At 73.0% G+C, this 16879-nt stretch carries 13 protein-coding genes and 1 pseudogene; 9 read left to right on the plus strand and 5 right to left on the minus strand.

What is annotated here, in order from left to right; all coding sequences use genetic code 11:
* The first annotated feature begins 106 nt into the window (after nt 1–106).
* Together LDL48_RS12285 and LDL48_RS12290 are read left to right on the plus strand one after the other, a co-directional pair.
* Nucleotides 107–1906 (plus strand): glycerol-3-phosphate dehydrogenase/oxidase, encoded by a 1800-nt coding sequence (locus tag LDL48_RS12285; protein ID WP_225255201.1) that lies wholly within the window; start codon nt 107–109, stop codon nt 1904–1906.
* Nucleotides 1903–2169, plus strand: a complete 267-nt coding sequence (locus tag LDL48_RS12290) for a DUF4031 domain-containing protein (RefSeq protein WP_225255202.1) — start codon at nt 1903–1905, stop codon at nt 2167–2169. The genes LDL48_RS12285 and LDL48_RS12290 overlap by 4 nt, the downstream gene beginning before the upstream one ends.
* Here LDL48_RS12290 and LDL48_RS12295 read toward each other — a convergent pair.
* Nucleotides 2123–2779: an HD domain-containing protein gene (locus LDL48_RS12295; RefSeq protein ID WP_225255203.1), complete on the minus strand. Its 657-nt coding sequence runs from the start codon at nt 2777–2779 to the stop codon at nt 2123–2125. The genes LDL48_RS12290 and LDL48_RS12295 overlap by 47 nt on opposite strands.
* A gap of 887 nt (nt 2780–3666) precedes the next feature.
* On the opposite strand from LDL48_RS12295, the gene LDL48_RS12300 reads away from it, so the two are divergent.
* Together LDL48_RS12300 and LDL48_RS12305 are read left to right on the plus strand one after the other, a co-directional pair.
* Nucleotides 3667–4872 (plus strand): FUSC family protein, encoded by a 1206-nt coding sequence (locus tag LDL48_RS12300; RefSeq protein WP_225255204.1) that lies wholly within the window; start codon nt 3667–3669, stop codon nt 4870–4872.
* 291 nt (nt 4873–5163) lie between these two features.
* Nucleotides 5164–7161 (plus strand): annotated as a pseudogene (locus LDL48_RS12305) (PrsW family intramembrane metalloprotease); the annotation flags it as partial.
* Nucleotides 7162–7535: 374 nt separating this feature from the next.
* On the opposite strand, the gene LDL48_RS12320 reads toward LDL48_RS12305, so the two are convergent.
* Complete coding sequence (locus LDL48_RS12320; protein WP_225255441.1) at nt 7536–7832, minus strand: GroES family chaperonin; 297 nt, start codon at nt 7830–7832, stop codon at nt 7536–7538.
* Nucleotides 7833–7999: 167 nt separating this feature from the next.
* Between LDL48_RS12320 and LDL48_RS12325 the strand changes: the two genes are divergently transcribed.
* The gene (locus LDL48_RS12325) at nt 8000–9328 is read left to right on the plus strand and encodes an AI-2E family transporter (RefSeq protein WP_225255205.1); all 1329 of its coding nucleotides are present in this window, start codon (nt 8000–8002) and stop codon (nt 9326–9328) included.
* Nucleotides 9329–9479: 151 nt separating this feature from the next.
* On the opposite strand, the gene LDL48_RS12330 is transcribed toward LDL48_RS12325, so the two are convergent.
* Complete coding sequence (locus LDL48_RS12330; protein WP_504785488.1) at nt 9480–11477, minus strand: ATP-dependent DNA helicase; 1998 nt, start codon at nt 11475–11477, stop codon at nt 9480–9482.
* A gap of 57 nt (nt 11478–11534) precedes the next feature.
* Here LDL48_RS12330 and LDL48_RS12335 point away from each other — a divergent pair, with 57 nt between their 5' ends.
* Complete coding sequence (locus LDL48_RS12335) at nt 11535–12041, plus strand: DUF402 domain-containing protein (RefSeq protein ID WP_225255206.1); 507 nt, start codon at nt 11535–11537, stop codon at nt 12039–12041.
* Here LDL48_RS12335 and sigJ read toward each other — a convergent pair.
* Nucleotides 12024–13004 (minus strand): RNA polymerase sigma factor SigJ, encoded by a 981-nt coding sequence (sigJ, locus tag LDL48_RS12340; protein WP_225255207.1) that lies wholly within the window; start codon nt 13002–13004, stop codon nt 12024–12026. The genes LDL48_RS12335 and sigJ overlap by 18 nt on opposite strands.
* Nucleotides 13005–13104: 100 nt before the next feature.
* On the opposite strand from sigJ, the gene LDL48_RS12345 reads away from it, so the two are divergent.
* The 3 genes from LDL48_RS12345 to LDL48_RS12355 all read left to right on the plus strand — a co-directional run bounded on the left by LDL48_RS12345 (nt 13105) and on the right by LDL48_RS12355 (nt 15855).
* Complete coding sequence (locus tag LDL48_RS12345; protein ID WP_225255208.1) at nt 13105–14040, plus strand: PI-PLC domain-containing protein; 936 nt, start codon at nt 13105–13107, stop codon at nt 14038–14040.
* 177 nt (nt 14041–14217) lie between these two features.
* Complete coding sequence (locus tag LDL48_RS12350) at nt 14218–14844, plus strand: DUF47 domain-containing protein (protein WP_225255209.1); 627 nt, start codon at nt 14218–14220, stop codon at nt 14842–14844.
* Between the two features lie 3 nt (nt 14845–14847).
* Nucleotides 14848–15855, plus strand: coding sequence for an inorganic phosphate transporter (locus LDL48_RS12355; protein WP_225255210.1), 1008 nt, complete (start codon nt 14848–14850; stop codon nt 15853–15855).
* Nucleotides 15856–15874: 19 nt separating this feature from the next.
* On the opposite strand, the gene LDL48_RS12360 is transcribed toward LDL48_RS12355, so the two are convergent.
* A complete protein-coding gene (locus LDL48_RS12360) occupies nt 15875–16858 on the minus strand; it encodes a Gfo/Idh/MocA family protein (RefSeq protein WP_225255211.1) in 984 nt (327 codons plus the stop codon).
* Between the last annotated feature and the right edge of the window lie 21 nt (nt 16859–16879).

Below are 16879 nucleotides of genomic sequence, written 5' to 3' on the forward strand. Positions count from 1 at the left end.
GGTCACGCCGTTCCGCGGTGATCCGTGGGACGGGGCGCCCGGAGTGGGTGCCGAGTCGCCGGATACAGCCTCCGGAACGACGCCCCGGAGGGATACCCTGGGACGGGTGCGTGATCCCTCGGTCTCCCGCTATGCGGCCGGTCGGCTCTCCCCGATCCGGCGCGTCGCCGATCTGCGGCGACTCCGCGGCGAGCAGTTCGACGTGCTCGTCATCGGCGGCGGGGTCACCGGCGCCGGTGCTGCCCTGGACGCCGCCTCCCGCGGCCTGCGCGTCGCCCTGGTCGAAGCGCGTGACCTGGCGGCCGGCACCTCCAGCCGGTCCAGCAAGCTGATCCACGGCGGCCTGCGCTACCTGGAACAGCTCGAACTCCACCTGGTGCACGAGGCGCTGACCGAGCGCGGGCTGCTGGCCAGCCGGATCGCGCCGCACCTGGTCCGCCCGGTGCCGATCCTGGTGCCGCTGCCCGCGGTGTCCGTGCCGGCCCGCACCTGGCACCGGTTCTACTACGGCCTGGGCGTGGCCGCCTACGACGCGTTCGCCGGGCTGTTCGGTCCGGGGCGCGGCATGCCGATGCACCGGCACCTCACCCGGGACGGCGCCCGGCACCTGTTCCCCAGCCTGCGCGCCGACGCGGTGAGCGGCGCCATCCGCTACTACGACGGGCAGGTCGACGACGCCCGGCTGGTGGTCAACCTGGCCCGGACCGCGGCCAGCCTGGGTGCGGCCGTGGTGACCAGCGCCCGGGTCACCGGCTTCGTCCGGGAGGCCCGCGAGGTGGTCGGCGTCCGGGTCCGCGACCTGGAGTCGCCGGACAGCGGAGAGTTCGAGGTCCGCGCCCGCACCGTGGTCGCCGCCACCGGCGTGTGGAGCGACGACCTCTCGCAGATGCTCAGCGACGTCGGCGTCCGGCCCGGCCTGCGGGTCCGCGCATCCAAGGGCGTACACCTGGTGGTGCCCCGGTCCGCGATCACCGGCGACGCCGGTCTCATCCTCCGCACGCCCACCTCGGTGCTGTTCGTCATCCCGTGGGGCGGCCACTGGATCATCGGCACCACGGACACCGACTGGCAGCTCGACCGGTCCCACCCGGCCGCGTCCGCCCGCGACATCCGCTACCTGCTCGACCAGGTCAACACGGTGCTGGACCGGCCGCTGACCACCGACGACATCGAAGGCGTGTACGCCGGGCTGCGCCCGCTGCTGTCCGGCGAGGCGGACTCCACGTCGAAGCTGTCCCGCGAGCACGCGGTGGTCGAGCCGATGCTGGGCCTGCTGCTGGTGGCCGGCGGCAAGTACACGACGTACCGGGTGATGGCCGCGGACGTGATCGACCGGGCGGTGCGCCGGCTCGGTGGCCCGGCCCGGCCGTCCCGCACCGACCAGTTGCCGCTGCTCGGCGCGGACGGCTACGCGTCGGCGTGGCGGGACCGGCAGGACGTGGCACGCCGGCACGGGGTCACCGCCGGCGTGGTGGAACACCTGCTGGAGCGGTACGGCACGCTCACCACCCACCTGCTCGCCATGATCTCGGCGGATCCGGCGCTCGCCACGCCGCTGCCCGGCGCACCGGAATACCTGGCCGCCGAGGTGGCGTACGCGGTGCTGGCCGAGGGCGCGCTGCACCTCGACGACGTGCTCACCCGGCGTACCCGCATCTCGATCGAAACGCCGCACCGCGGCGCCGAAACGGCCGCGCATGCGGCCAAGGTGATGGCCGACGCACTCGGCTGGACCGAAACGGTCCGCGCCCGCGAGGTCGAGCACTACCGGGCCCGGGTGGAGGCGGAACGGCAGTCCCAGACCATGCCGGACGACCTGACCGCGGACGCCGCCCGGCTCGGCGCCCCGGACGTGCGTGGCTTCGCCGCCGACCGCGGCATCCGGCTCCTGCACGTCGACCTTTGATCCTCGTCGACGAACCCCGGTGGCCGGCCCGCGGGCGGCTCTGGTCCCACCTGGTCAGCGACGTGTCCTACGACGAACTGCACGTCTTCGCGGAGATGCTGGGCGCGCCGCGGCGGGCGTTCGACCGGGACCACTACGACATCCCGTCGTCGCGTTTCCCGAGCGCGCTGTGGCTGGGAGCGGTGCTGGTGCCGCCGCGGGAACTCGCCGCCCGGCTCAGGGCCGCGGGGCTCCGCCGGCCAAAGCACCTAGCTCGGCGCTGAGGTTCGCCCGGGCCCGCTCCTCCCAGGCGTCCCGGAGCGGCGCCAGCCGGTAGATCGACGGCAACTCCAGCAGCGCGCGCAGCACCTGCGTACGCCCGGCCCGGAACACGTCGTCCGGCACGTGCGCGTACTCCCGGCGGATCGCGTCGGTGTACTCGGCGTACCCCTGCGGGTCCCGCGCCAGCACCGCCAGGTCCGCGTCACAGAGCAGCTCGCCGTCCGGATCGTCGGCCGTGGTGGCGTGGCCCGCGGTGAGCCCGACCAGCCGCGCCACCTCGGCGGCCACGTCGTCGGGCGCGCCCAGCGTGGCGAGCAGGCCACGGGCGAACTCGGCGCTGTCCCGCTCGTTCGCGTCGCCCAGCGCCCGCGGGTCGTACACCGCGTCGTGCAGCCAGGCCGCGAGCCGCACCCGGTCCGGATGCGGAGCCAGGCCGGCGAACCGATCAACCACATCGAGTACGGCGCTCAGATGCGTCACGTCGTGATACTGCCGTTGCGGCTCGGACCAGCGCCCGAGCAGGTAGGTCCCGGCCGCTTCGAGGTCCCCGTCGGCGGCCGTGGCACCGGCGTTCCGGGCGGCGTCCCGCCAGCGTTCCACCAAGCTCGTCACGCCGTCATCCTGGCATGGCGGGTTTCCGGGGACGGGGGTGGTCGGGCCGCTGCCGGACGGCTGGTCCGGCGCGGCGGTCGCGGCGGGTCGCGGCACATCGCGACGGCTTGCGGCGGTTCGCGGCGCTTCGCGGCGGCTTGCGGCGGGTCGCGGTGCTTCGCGGCGGCTTGCGGCGGGTCGCGGTGCTTCGCGGCGGCTTGCGGTGGCTCGCGGTGCTTCGCGGCGGTTAATAGTGACTCGCGGTTGTTCGCGGCGAGTCGCGGCGGTCGCGGAGGCGGGCTTGCCTCGCTGCGAGTTACGCGGCGGCGGCTTCGCCTACGCCCGCGCCTCGTTGGCGGCGTTGGGGGTCGCCTGGATCTTGCTGCTCAGCGTGCCGATCTTGGTGAGTTGTGGTCGATATATGGAGCCATAACTCCACGAGTTCCGCCGTGGCGACCGACGTCCGCGCGATTCGACCGCGGTGCTGGCCGGAGCCGACTCGACTCCCGCGGCCTCGGCGGGGCTTGAACCTCACGGCTCGGCGGCCTCGATGGCCCCGCGCCCTGCCGACGGCGAACGTATGGAGTTGGGGTGCGGAGCGTGCCGTAGGTCCGCACGGGCGGTGGGGGCGTGGTGGGTGTGTGGGGGTGGGGTGCGGAGCGTGCCGTAGGTCCGCACGGGCGGTGGGGGCGTGGTGGGTGTGTGGGGGTGGGGTGCGGAGCGCGCCGTAGGTCCGCACGTTCGTGGCTGGGTGTAGATCCCCACACCGGGCGAAGAGCGGCGGCTGCGGCGGCTGCGGCTGTCGGTCTCCAGGGCTGGAGGCTCCGAGACCCGCGTCGAACGGGCCGCCGGCGGCGTAGGCGCGGCGACGGGGGACGGGTGGGTGCTCCGCAGTTAGGGTCGCAGGCATGACGGACGCCGGGTCGCCCCGCGGACTCGCGGCCACGTTGCACGGGGTCGGCAGCCGCTCGCAGACCGGGGCGGCGCGCGGCCTGCACCGGGTGCGCGGCGCGCTCGCGCTGGCCGGCCAGGCCGGAGTGGCCGCGGGGCTGGCCTGGTTCATCGCGCACGACCTGTTCGGCCGTCCGATGCCGTTCTTCGCGCCGATCGCCGCCGTGATTACCCTGGCCTCGTCGGTGGGGCAACGGGTTCGGCGCACCAGCGAACTGGTCCTCGGCGTCGCCATCGGCATCGGCATCGGCGACGCCGTCATTCTGCTCATCGGCAGCGGCCCGTGGCAGATCGCGCTGGTCGTGGTCGGCGCGATCCTGGTGGCATCGGCGGTCGGCGGGGGCACCCCGCTGGTGGTGCAGTCGGCCTCCTCGGCGGTGCTGGTCGCCACGCTGACGTCCAGCACCGGCCTGCCCTGGAGCCGGTTCCTCGACGCGCTCGTCGGCGGGGCGGTGGGTCTGCTGGTCATGACGCTGCTGCTGCCCTTGAACCCGCTCACCGTGGTCCGGCGGGCCGCCGCGCCCGCGCTCACCGCACTCGCCGACGGGCTGCGCCAGGTCGCCCGCGGGCTCGCCGCCGGCGACGCCGAGGTCGTCCAGGGTGCCCTGGCGGACCTGCGCGCCGCGGAGGCGACCTTCGCCGCGTTCTCCGCCGCGGTCGCGGCCGCCCGGGAGAACGTCGCCTTCGCACCCGCCCGGTGGCGTGCGCGGGGCCCGCTCGGCCAATATGTCGACGGCGCCGACCAGCTGACGTACGCACTCCGCAACGTGCGCGTGCTGACCCGGCGAGCGGCGACCGCGCTGAACGACGCCGAGCCGATTCCCGAGGTGCTGCCGGAGTCGATCCGGCTGTTCGGCGACGCGGTAGACCTGCTGCGTCAGGAGTGGGAGTCCGGCGCCGAGCCGGTAGCCGCGCGGGAACGGGCGTTGCGGGCGGCGGCGGAGTGCGGCCGCGCCTACGACGAGGGCGTCGGCTTCTCCGGCGGCGTGATCGTGGCGCAGGTCCGGACCGCGGTGACGGACCTCTTGCGGGCCACCGGGATCGAGTACGCCGAGGCGCCCCGGATGGTGCGGCGGGCGATCGGATGGAACCGGCGGCCACGTTCCGGCCGGAGAAGCCCGGGTCGGTCCCGTCCCGGCTCGCCCGGCCACGACCCGGCTTGAGTCCGCGCAGCCGGCTGGCTTGAGTCCGCGCAGCCGGCTGGCTTGAGTCCGCGCAGCCGGCTGGTTTGAGCCCGCGCAGCCGGGCTGGCTTGAATCCGGGCTGTCGGCTGGAGGACGGGCTGCCGGTTGGCTTGAGTCCGGGCTGTGGTCTGGTTTGAGGCGCCGGGCTGTGGGCTGGCCTGAGGCTGGGTGGCCGGCCCGCCTGAGGCCGGGCAGCCGGCCGGGCGGGTGGGAGCCGGTCCGCGCGGGCACCCTGCGGCCGGATGGCGAGCGGGTGGCTACGCTGGCTGCATGGCCGACGATGCACCGGGCGGGTCGCCCGACCAGCCCGCCCCGCCACCGGCAGGCGAGTCCCCCGCAGGCTCCCACCCGGCGCCGCCGACCATCCCGGTCATCGACACCGGAGCCGGGCAGACGACCGCGATCTCCGGAGCGGAACCGGCTGTGCCGTTGCCGGCTGCGGCGCCGACGGCTGCGCTCGCAGGAGCGGAACCGGCTGTGCCGTTGCCGGCTGCGGCGCCGACGGCTGCGCTCGCAGGAGCGGAACCGGCTGTGCCGTTGCCGGTCGCGGAGCCCACGGCCGCGCTCACCGGCGCCGAACCGGCCGTGCCCTTTCCCGCCGCACCGGACCCGGCCGGATCACCCGTCCCAGCGGTGACGTCCAACGGCCGGCGGACCGGCTGGCGCCGCTGGTTGCCGCTGGTTGGCGTGATCACCTTCATCGCGCTCTGCTCCGTCGCCATGCTGCTCATCCTGGGCTTCAGTAACGGCATCGCCGGCCTGTTGATCGGACTCGGTGCCGCGATCCTGCCGGTGCCCGTACTCGTCGGGTGTTTCCTCTGGCTCGATCGCTACGAGCCGGAACCGACCCGCTACCTGGTCTTCTGCTTCGCCTGGGGCGCGTCCGTCGCGACCCTGGTCGCGCTCGGCGTCAACACCGGCGGCGCGTACCTGTTCGACCGGCTCGGCCTGCCGGACGCGCTGGTCGCCGTGCTGATCGCGCCGTTCATCGAGGAGACGATGAAGGCGCTCGGCCCGATTCTGCTGCTGTGGCGGCGGCGCCGGGAATGGTCCGGCATCACCGACGGCATCGTCTACTGCGGACTGGCCGCGATCGGTTTCGCCATGGTGGAGAACGTCCTCTACCTGGGCGGCCACGGGTACGCGGCGGGCGCCGACCAGTACGGCCCGGCGACCGGCATCCAGAACGTGTTCCTCATTTTCATCGTCCGGATTCTGTTCACCGGGTTCGCGCACCCGCTGTTCACCTCGATGGCCGGCGTCGGCCTGGGCCTGGCCTCCCGCTCCGGTGACCGCCGGGTGAAATGGCTCGCGCCGATTGCCGGCCTGTTGCTCGCGATGATCCTGCACGGCCTGTTCAACCTGCTCCCGACGTTGTCGGTGGCCACCGGCGAAACCCTGATCATGCTGTACGGGTACCTCGGCTTCATGGTCCCGTTCTTCTTCCTCACCGTCGGGTTCGCCATCGCGCTGCGCGGCTGGGAGGGCCGGCTCAGTGAACGGGTGCTGCCCCACTACGTGCGCACCGGCTGGCTGTCCCCGCCCGAGGTGGCGGCGCTCGGCAACCTGGGCCGGCGGCATTCGGCGCGGCGGTGGGCGAAGCGGGTGGCCGGCGCGGACGGGCTGAAGGCGATGCGCGGCTTCCAGTTCTCGGCGACCCAACTGGCCATCCTCCGCGACGGCATGCAGCGCGGCCTGGACCGCAAGCCGAAGGACATCGAGCAGTCCGCGGCCGAGGAACAGCGGCTGCTGGGGGCGATCAGCACGTACCGGTCGGCGTTCGTGGGCCGGGACCCGCAGATGCCGCCGGCGTTCTGGGACGGGAACCACTACCGGATCGCGTTCCCGGACGGGGTGACCCGCGCGGTCGACGCGCCGTCGGAGCCGGTGATGCCGTTGCCGGTGCGGCTGGCGCCGCCGGTTCCGGTCGGCGCCGGTGGCGGGTATGGTCCGCCGCCGGCCTTCGGCTACGGCCCGCCGCCGGCCCAGTGGTACGGCCCCGGGTACGGTGCGCCGCCCACATCCGGTCCGGCTTATGGTGTGCCGCCGTCGTCTGGTCCGGCTTATGGTGTGCCGCCGTCGTCCGGGCCGGCCTACGGTGCGCCGCCGTCGAGCGGCGCCTATGGCGTCCCGTCGGTGTCCGCCTACCAGCCCGGCCCCAGCAACCAAGCCCAGCCGGGTTATCAGCAGCCTGGTTATGCGCAGCCGACCTATCCGCAGCCGACCTATCCGCAGCCGGGCTATCAGCAGTCGGGCTACCCGCAGCCGACCTACCCGCAGCCGGGCTATCAGCAGTCGGGCTACCAACAGCCGGGTTACCAGCAGGCCGGTTATCAGCAGCCTGGCTCTCAGCAGTCGGGCTACCAACAGCCGGGTTACCAGCAGGCCGGTTATCAGCAGCCTGGCTCTCAGCAGCCGGGTTACCAGCAGCCCGGGTCGCAGCCGACCGGCTACGAGCGTCCGACCTTCCCGCAGCCCGGCAACCCCGCGCCCGCGACGGCGCCGCAGTCCGGCACCGCTCACCCCGGCCACGCGCCGCAGTCCGGCCACGGCGGCACGCCGCCCGAGCCCGGAACGCACCCCGCGCCGCCGGCCGAGGCGCCGGAGCGGCCCCGACCGGAAGATCCGCCGAGCTGGCCCGGTCAGAGGTAGAGGCCGGTACCGTCCGACTCGACCCGGCTCGCGGCCACCGCGTGCACGTCCCGTTCGCGCAGCAGGATGTAGGCGCGGCCGTGCAACTCCACCTCGGCGCGGTCGTCGGGATCGAACAGGACCCGGTCGCCGACCACGATGGAACGCACGTTCGGGCCGATGCCCACCGCGGTCGCCCAGGACAGCCGGCGGCCCATGGACGCCGTGGCGGGGATTACGATGCCGGCGCTGGAGCGGCGTTCCCCCTCGCTGCCGTCGAGCCGGACAAGGACGCGGTCGTGCAGCATGCGGATCGGAAGTACCGATTCGGTCTGGGCTTCGGTGCTCACGACGCAGACGGTACGCCCGCACGGTCCGGTCGCGGGACAGGGCTGGTTTCTGCCGCCGGTCGGGGGACGGGCAGCATCCGACCACTACGGTGGAAGCCACGCGTCGACGGCGAGGGGGCTGGCGGTTGAGCCGGGTGCAGCGGGTCCGGGAGAACATCCGGAAGGCCTATGAGACGGGCCGGGATTCCGTACGCATGGCCCGCGCGGACCAGAACGGGGAGCCGGAGCTGGAGACCGAGGTGGAGTTCGCGCCGCCGCCCCGGGCCACGATGCCCGATCACCTGTCCACCTCGAGCCGGGACGACGCCGAGGTGCCGCATTCGCTGCGGATCGCCGCGGCCTGGTCGTGGCGGCTGATCGTGGTCGGTGTGGTCGGCTGGGCGTTGCTGCGGTTCATCGGCAATGTTCGGATCGTGGTCATCCCGCTGGCCATCGCGTTGCTGCTGTCGGCGCTGCTGGCCCCGGCGGTCGGCTGGCTGTTGAAGTTGCGGTTCCCGCGGTCGCTCGCCACGTTCCTGGTGCTGATCGGCGGCCTGGGTGGCGTGGCCGGCACGCTGACGCTGGTGGTCAGCCAGTTCGTGGACAGCCTGCGGGAACTCACCGACAACGCGAGCGCGGGGCTCCGGCAGATCCAGGAGTGGGCGCGGACCGGGCCGCTGCACCTGTCCGACGAGCAGGTGGACGACGCGATCGCCCAGTTGCAGGAGTGGGTGAACGCGAACACGTCGCAGCTCACCGCGACCGGCGTCGCCACCGCGACCACGCTGGCCGAGGTGATCACCGGCATGCTGCTGGTGCTGTTCGCCACGTTCTTCTTCCTGCGTGACGGGCGGAAGATCTGGCGGTTCGTGGTGCGGCTGTTCCCGGTCAACGTCCGCTGGTCGCTGTCCGACGCCGGTGACGCCTCCTGGTCCACGCTCGGTTCGTACGTCCGCGCCACGGTCCTGGTCGCCTTCATCGACGCTACCGGCATCGGTCTGGCCCTGGTGATCCTCGACGTCCCGTTCCCGCTGCCGCTGGCCGCGCTGGTGTTCCTGGGCGCGTTCGTGCCGATCATCGGGGCCAGCGTGTCCGGCGCGGTGGCGGTGCTGGTGGCGCTGGTCGATCAGGGCTGGGTGATCGCGCTGATCGTGCTGGGCGCGGTGATCCTGGTGCAGCAGATCGAGGGCCACGTCCTGCAGCCGTTGATCATGGGCCGGGCGGTGGCCATCCACCCGCTGGTGGTGATCATCGGTATCGCCTGCGGTGTGGTCCTGGCCGGCATCGTGGGCGCCCTGGTGGCGGTGCCACTGATCGCGGTGCTCAACACCGGCGTCCGCCGGTTGGCGCGGCGCCGGCCGGAGGTGCCGCCGGACGCGGTCGTGGTCACCGCCGGAGCCGTCCCGGGCACCGCGCCGGCCGAGCCGCGAGACGACCCGCACCACCCAAGCCCCAACGGCAAGGACAACAGCTGACCCCGACCGGCCGAGCCACGGCAGCCCGGGGTGGGGCCGAGCCACGTGATCCCCCCGGCCGGCCGAGCCGCGTGAGCCCCCGGTCGGCCGAGCCACGTGAGCCCGACCGGCCGAGCCACCCACCGCAGCCCGGGGCTGGCCGGTTTCGAGGTCAGGTGGTGGCGAGCCGCTTCAGGGCGCCCAGAGCGACCTCGGGCCGGGTGGTGTACCAGAACGGCGGCAGTGACTTGCGCAGGAAGGCGCCGTACCCCCGGGCGGTTTCCAGCCTTGAGTCCAGCACCGCCACCACGCCCTTGTCGCCGGTGGAGCGGATCAGCCGGCCGACGCCCTGGGCCAGGCGGACGGCGGCGATCGGCACGCTGACCGAGGCGAAGCCGGATCCGCCGGAGGCGTCCACCGCGGCGGCCCGGGCGGCGGCGAGTGGCTCGTCCGGGCGGGGGAACGGCAGACGGTCGATGAGTACGAGCTGACAGGCGTCGCCGGGCACGTCCACGCCCTGCCACAGCGACATGACGCCGAACAGGCAGCTGGAGCGGTCCTCCCGGAACTTGCGGACGAGCAGCGGCAGGCTCTCCTCGCCCTGGAGCAGGACCGGCAGGTCGGTGCGGGCGCGGACCAGCTCGGCGGCCTGGGTGGCGGCGCGGCGGGACGAGAACAGCCCCAGTGCCCGGCCGCCCAGGGCGGTGACCAGCTTGAGCAACTCCTCGCCGGCGGCGTCGGGCAGGCCGGACGCGGCGGGCCGGGGGAGGTGCGCGGCGACGTACAGGATGCCCTGCTTGGGATAGTCGAACGGGGAACCGACGTCCAGGGACTGCCAGCCGTCGCCGGACGACTGGTCGGCGGTGGCCGGGAGGCCGAGCGAGCGGGCCACGGTGTCGAACCGGCCGCCGAGGGTCAGCGTGGCCGAGGTGGCGACCACCGTGCGGTCCTCGTACAGCTTGGTGGCGAGCGTGCCGGCCACCGACAGCGGCGCCACCACCAGGGCGCGCCGGCCGCTGCCCAGGTCGGACTTCTCCACCCAGGCCACGTCGAAGTCGGACTCCTCGAGCAGCCGCTGCGCGGTGCCGGACAGGTCGTCGAGGGTGGCCTTGGCCTGCTGCTTGCGGACCGGGTCGGGGTCGTCGGACTTGATGTCGCCGACGGCGTCGAGCGCGGCCCGGAGCGCCTTGTCGAGCAGGATCACGGCCTGGGCCAGCAGCGGCGGCAGCCCGCCGGTGAGCCGGCCGGCCGGGACGTCGGCCAGCCCGACGGTGAGCGCGTCGGCGGCCTCGGACAGCGCCTCGGCGGTGGCCGGGGAGATCAGCGGGCGGGCCCGCTTGGCGGCCCGCTCGACCGCGTCCGGGGTGAGTTCGGCCTGGGCCGCGGAGGAGACCCGGTCGGCCAGCTCGTGCGCCTCGTCCACCACGAGCAGCTTGTGCGGCGGGACGATGTTGCGTTCCGCGAGCATGTCGACGGCGAGCAGGCTGTGGTTGGTCACCACCACGTCGGCCTCCCGGGCGCGGGCCCGGGACGCCTCGGCGAAGCAGTCCGCGCCGTACGGGCAGCGGGCTGCCCCGACGCAGTCCCGGGCCGGCATGGAGACCTGCCGCCAGGCGGTGTCGTCCACGCCCGGGTCCAGCTCGTCGCGGTCGCCGGTGGCGGTCTTGTCCGCCCAGGCCTGGAGCCGCTGGATCTGCTTGCCCAGCCGGCCGGCCTCGCCCAGCCACTGGGTGGCCCGGGGTGGCGCGTCGTCGAAGAGCGTGTCGCTGGGGCCCTCCTCGTCGGCGTGCTCCATCTTGGCCAGGCAGAGATAGTGGTGCCGGCCCTTCAGCACCGCGAACGTGGGCCGCCGGCCGAGCACCGGCTCGACCGCGTCGGCCAGCCGGGGCAGGTCGTGCTCGACCAGCTGGTTCTGCAGGGCCAGGGTGGCGGTGGAGACCACCACCGGGCCGTCGACCAGCAGCGCGGGGGTGAGGTAGGCGAGCGACTTGCCGGTCCCGGTGCCGGCCTGGACCAGCAGGTGCTCGCGGTTGCGGACGGCTTCCTCGATGGCCTGCACCATGGCCTGCTGACCGGGACGCGCGGCGCCGCCCGGTACCGCTCCCACGGCGGCGGTGAGGAGGTCGGATGCGGAGGCGGAACGGCGGCGTGATTTGGCGGGGGCGGTCACGACGAAGACCGTACCCGCCACCACCGACGAAACCGCGTCACCGTTAGGGTGCCAGTCATGCCGAGCGAGATGGTCCGGGTGGTCTACACGAAGTACGACGGTTCACCCCATCGTGACTATCCCGCCCGTCGCCTGCACGTCGATGACCTGGGCATCTGGGTCGGTGTGGCACGCGGCACAGTGTCCGTCTACCACGGACGTCCGTCCGTCGAGCAGATCCCGTTTGTCCTGCTCATCCCGCATTCCTCGTGGTGGACGGGGATGTTCAATCCGCCGCCGCGCACCAGCGAGGTGTACTGCGACATCACCACCCCGGCGCGGTGGGACGGCGACACCGTCCACATCGTCGACCTCGATCTGGACGTGGTACGCCGCCGCGCGACCGGCCTGGTCGAGCTGCGGGACGAGGACGAGTTCGCCGAGCACCGGGTCCGGTTCGGCTATCCGGACGACCTGGTCGCCGAGGCGCACGCCGCGGCCGCCCAGCTGCTGGAGGCGCTCGGCGACGGCAGCGAACCGTTCGCCACCGAGTACCGCAAGTGGCTGTCAGACGTCGTCGACTGAGCCGCCTCCGTCGTATCCTTCCGGCCTCCGCTCCGAGGCGGTGCGGTCGGCCGCGACCGAGCGCAGTTTCGCCGGGTTGAGCTGGTTGTAGATCGCCGTGATGCGGCCGTCCGCGATCGCCGCCGAGACCACCGAGAGTAGTTCCCGGCCGCTGTGCCACCGGCCCCGCACCAGCAGCCCGAGGTCGCCGTTGACCAGTACCGGCTCCATCCGCAGGCTGGTCAGGTCCAGCGCGCGGTGCTGGTAGATGCCGGCGTAGAAGCGGGCCACCTTGGCGGCGCCCAGCACCGGCCGGGTGCCGGCCGAGATCACGCCGCCGCCGTCGCCGATCGAGACCACGTCCGGCGCCAGCACGGCGGCGAGCGCCTGCAGGTCGCCGGAGGTGGCGGCGGTCAGGAACGCGTCCAGGACGCGGCGCTGCTCGTCGAGGTCGGCGGTGTGCCGGGCACCGCCCGCGGCGACCGCCCGCCGGCCCCGGGAGGCGTGCTGACGTGCGGCGGTGACCGTGGTGTTGAGGACGGCCGCGATCTCCTCGAACGGCACTCCGAACGCGTCGTGCAGTACCAGGGCGACCCGCTGTTCCGGGGTCAGCTTCTCGAGCACCACCAGCAGCGCCAGGCCGACGTCGTCGCTCAGCTCGGCCCGGGCCGCCGGATCGGGCGCGAACCCGGTGGGCAGGCGGGTGACCACCGGTTCCGGCAGCCACTGCCCGGGGTACGCCTCGCGCCGCACCCGCGCCGACTTCAGCACGTCGAGGCAGATCCGTCCGGTGACCGTGGTGAGCCATCCGCGTACGTCCTGGATCTCTCCGCCGGCCCGGGCCCGGTCGAAGCGCAACCAGGCCTCCTGCACCGCGTCCTCGGCCTCGGCCAGGCTGCCGAGCATGCGGTACGCGACGGCGGTGAGGTGCCGCCGTTCCTGCTCGAACTCGCTGGCTGCGGTGGGTGCGGTCGTCGGCGGCATGGAGGAATTCTCCGCGAGATTACCCGGTGCCGGGACCCTGATGTGACACAGTGGTCACCTCATACGTAACTTTTGTCCGGATTCGAGTGGGGGTCCGACCATGGCGAACGACGTGTCGACGGTGGCGGGCGGCATCACCGCGCTGGTCGGTGCGGCGGGTGCCGCAGCGGTCGGGATCAGGGTGCTGCGCCGGCCCGTTCCGTACCTGTCCCACGGGCACGGGCTGGCCGCCGCGGGCGCCACGGATCCGCTGCCGGCGGCCCTCCGGCGTGGACTGGGCGGGCTCACCGTCCCGGTTCGCCCCGGCCCGCACGGCGAGCTGTTCCTCGGGCCCGGTGCGCCGCAGCCGGGCCGTACCCTCCGGCGGTTGGTGCTGGCGCCGCTGTTCGCCCGCGCCCAGTCCCGCGGCGGCCGGCTCTTCCGGGATCAGCGGGTGCCGTTCCGGCTGGTGGTGGAGTTCGCCGGCCCGACCCGCGACGCGGAGACGTTGCTGCGGGCGTACCGGATGCTGGACCAGCAGTTGCGCGACCATGCGCCGCTGCTGAGCCGGTGCGTCGACGGCCGGATCGAGTCCGGCGCGGTGACCGTGGCGGTGGCCGGCATCGTCGACGCGCGGGCGCTGCTGGCCGCGCAGAGCCGCCGGTACGCGTTCGCCGACGGCTCGTTCGACGACATCGGTGACCGGTCCGCGCCGGCCGCGCTGGTGCCGATGATCAGTGAGCCGTGGACCCGGCGCTTCGGCTGGGACGGCCGCGAGCCCATCCCGGCGGAGGAACGGCACCTGCTGCACGCCATGGTGCAGGCGGCGCACGAGGACGGGCGTACCGTGCGGATCTCCGGCCTGACCAGCGGCTCGCGCGCCGGCCGGCGGGCGGTCTGGGCCGAGCTGGCCGCCGCGGGGGTCGATGTGATCGCCGACGCCGACCAGCGCGGACTGGTCACGTTCCTGCGGCAGCATCCGCCGGTCCGCACCCGGCCGGCCCCGGTGCGCCGGAGCACCCCGGCGCCGGCCGGCGCCTCGTCCGAGAGTTTCTGACCGGGTACTTTCCGGCATCTAAAGTGAACGGCGGGTGAACGCGAGCTGAACTGCTGCTGTGCAGGGGTAGGCGGCTCATGGTCGTGGAGATGCGTTACCTAGCATTCCCCGGGGATCGCCGAGACCTGCCGGCACCGACTGACTCCACCCGTCCGCCCGTCGATCGAGGTTCGCGCCGTGAAGTTCTCCTTCCGCCCCACCGAGGGCGCCTTCTACGAACTATTCACCCGGGCCGCCGCCAACCTCGTCCGCGGCACCGAACTGCTCAACGAACTCGCGCTGCCCGGTGTGGACGTGCAGTCCGTCAGCGACCGGCTGACCGACGTGGAGCACGACAGCGACCAGATCACCCACGATCTGTACAAGAAGATCAACTCGACGTTCATCACCCCGTTCGACCGGGAGGACATCTACTCCCTGGGCTCCCAGCTGGACGACGTGATGGACCACCTCGAGGCGGTCGGCAACCTGCTCTACCTGTACGGCCTCACCGAGTTGCCGTCGCTCCCGCGGGAGATGCACGAACTGGTCAACGTGCTGGACCAGCAGGCGAAGATCACCGCGGAGGCGATGCCCCGGCTCCGGGCGATGAAGGATCTCGAGGAGTACTGGATCGAGATCAACCGGCTGGAGAACGACGGCGACCGCGCGTACCGGATGCTGTTGGTCCGGCTCTTCTCCGGTGAGTACGACGCGCTCACGGTGCTCAAGATGAAGGAGGTCGCCGACGAGCTGGAGGCCGCCTGCGACGCCTTCGAGCACGTGGCGAACACCATCGAGACCATCACGGTCAAGGAGTCCTAGACCTTGACCACCGAGCTCATCGCCGTTCTCGCGGTGATTGCCGTAGCGCTTGCCTTCGACTACACGAACGGTTTCCACGACGCGGCGAACGCCATCGCCACCAGCGTCAGTACCCGTGCGCTGACCCCGCGGATCGCGCTCGCCATGGCCGCCATCGGCAACTTCATCGGCGCGCACCTCGGCGAGAAGGTCGCCTCCACCGTCGGCAGCGGGCTGGTGTCGCTGCCGACCGGAGTGTCCAGCCTCGGCGTCGTCTTCGCCGGGGTGATCGGCGCGATCACCTGGAACCTGATCACCTGGTACTTCGGGCTGCCGTCCTCCTCGTCACACGCGCTGTTCGGCGGCCTGGTCGGCGCCACGCTGTTCGCGGCCGGCGGCGAGGTGCAGTGGGCCAACATCCTCGAGAAGATCATCCTGCCGATGATCCTGTCGCCCATGGTCGGCTTCCTGCTCGGCTTCGCCGCGATGATCGCAGTGCTGTGGATCTTCCGGAACGGCCAGCCCGGCAAGCTCAACCGCGGCTTCCGGCACGCCCAGACGGTCTCCGCGGCGGCCATGTCGGTCGGCCACGGCATGCAGGACGCCGCGAAGACCATCGGCGTCGTGGTGCTCGCGCTGTACGTCGGCGGCTTCCAGGACGACGCCAAGGCGATCCCGGAGTGGACCATCTGGGCCTCCGCGACGGTGCTCGCGGCCGGCACCTACGCCGGCGGCTGGCGGATCATCCGGACCCTCGGCCGCAAGATCATCGACTTGCGTCCGCCGGAGGGCTTCGCCGCCGAGACCGTCGCCAGCGGCGTGCTCTACTTCAACGCCCTGGTGCTCGGCGCGCCGATCTCCACCACGCACACGATCACCTCGGCCATCATGGGCGTGGGCGCGACGAAGCGGCTCTCCGCGGTGCGGTGGGGCGTGGCGCGCAACATCGTGCTCGGCTGGATCATCACCTTCCCGGCGGCCGCCGCGTTCGCCTGCCTCGTCTACCTGGTGGTCCGGCCGCTGTTCGGCTGACCGTGGTGGAGACCGGGCCTTAGTAGCGGACGCCGATCTGCTCGCGTACGTCGTCCAGCAGGCCCATGATCTCCAGCGTGGTGTCCTGCGGCATCAGTGGGCTCTCCAGCTCGCCCGCGGCCAGGCAACGCTGCACCTCGGCGGCCTCGAACTGGTAGCCCCGGCCGGGGAAGTCCAGGTCGAAGACCTCGGCCTCGGAGCCGCGGTGCAGCGTGAACGTCCGCGGCATGTAGAAGTCCGGCGGCAGCTGGATCCGGCCGGTCGTACCGGTGATGGTGGCGACGTTGCCGGTGGCGCCGACCAGGCTGCAGGTGAGCGCCGCCACCGCGCCGGACGGGTAGCCGAACAGCAGGCCGGTGTTCTGGTCCACGCCGTCCGGGGACAGCTGGGCCCAGGCCCGGACCTCGGTCGGTGCGCCCAGGATCAGGTGCGCCAGGTTGACCGGGTAGACCCCGAGGTCCAGCAGCGCGCCGCCGCCCTGTGCCGGGTCCATCAGCCGGTGGGTGGCCGGGAACGGGCCCTGCAGTCCGAAGTCCGCATGCACCGCGGTGACCTCGCCGATGGCGCCGTCCGCGATCAGTTCGACGATGCGCCGGATCGCCGGATTGCACCGCATCCACATGGCTTCCATCAGGAACACGCCGCGGGACCGGGCGGCCCGCACCAGCTCGGTGGAGGAGGCCAGGTCGAGCGTCATCGGCTTCTCGCAGAGCACGTGCTTGCCGCCGGCGATGCAGACCGTCGCCGCGGCGTGGTGGAACGCGTGCGGCGTCGCCACGTACACGACGTCGACCTCGTCGTCGGCGGCCAGGTCGGCCCAGGAGCCGTGCGCGCGGGCGAAGCCGTGGCGCTCGGCGAACGCGGTCGCCGCCTCGGCGGTGCGCGACCCGACCGCGGCCAGGACGGCCCCTTCGGTCAGCTTCAGGTCGGTGGCGAACGTGGCGGCGATGCCGCCGGTGCCCAGGATGCCCCAGCGCACCGGCCGCGGAACTGACTGCGTCATGATCGCCACCGTATCGTCCCC

Origin of the sequence: Jidongwangia harbinensis (genome assembly GCF_020216025.1) — a bacterium.
GTDB lineage: Bacteria > Actinomycetota > Actinomycetes > Mycobacteriales > Micromonosporaceae > Actinoplanes > Actinoplanes harbinensis.

Excerpts from the sequence above, each read along its gene's own strand:
- LDL48_RS12300 (WP_225255204.1), top strand. The coding sequence starts at position 3,667 with ATGACGGACGCCGGGTCGCCCCGCGGACTCGCGGCCACGTTGCACGGG.
- LDL48_RS12320 (WP_225255441.1), bottom strand. The coding sequence starts at position 7,832 with ATGCTGCACGACCGCGTCCTTGTCCGGCTCGACGGCAGCGAGGGGGAA.
- LDL48_RS12335 (WP_225255206.1), top strand. The coding sequence starts at position 11,535 with ATGCCGAGCGAGATGGTCCGGGTGGTCTACACGAAGTACGACGGTTCA.
- sigJ (WP_225255207.1), bottom strand. The coding sequence starts at position 13,004 with ATGCCGCCGACGACCGCACCCACCGCAGCCAGCGAGTTCGAGCAGGAA.
- LDL48_RS12345 (WP_225255208.1), top strand. The coding sequence starts at position 13,105 with ATGGCGAACGACGTGTCGACGGTGGCGGGCGGCATCACCGCGCTGGTC.
- LDL48_RS12360 (WP_225255211.1), bottom strand. The coding sequence starts at position 16,858 with ATGACGCAGTCAGTTCCGCGGCCGGTGCGCTGGGGCATCCTGGGCACC.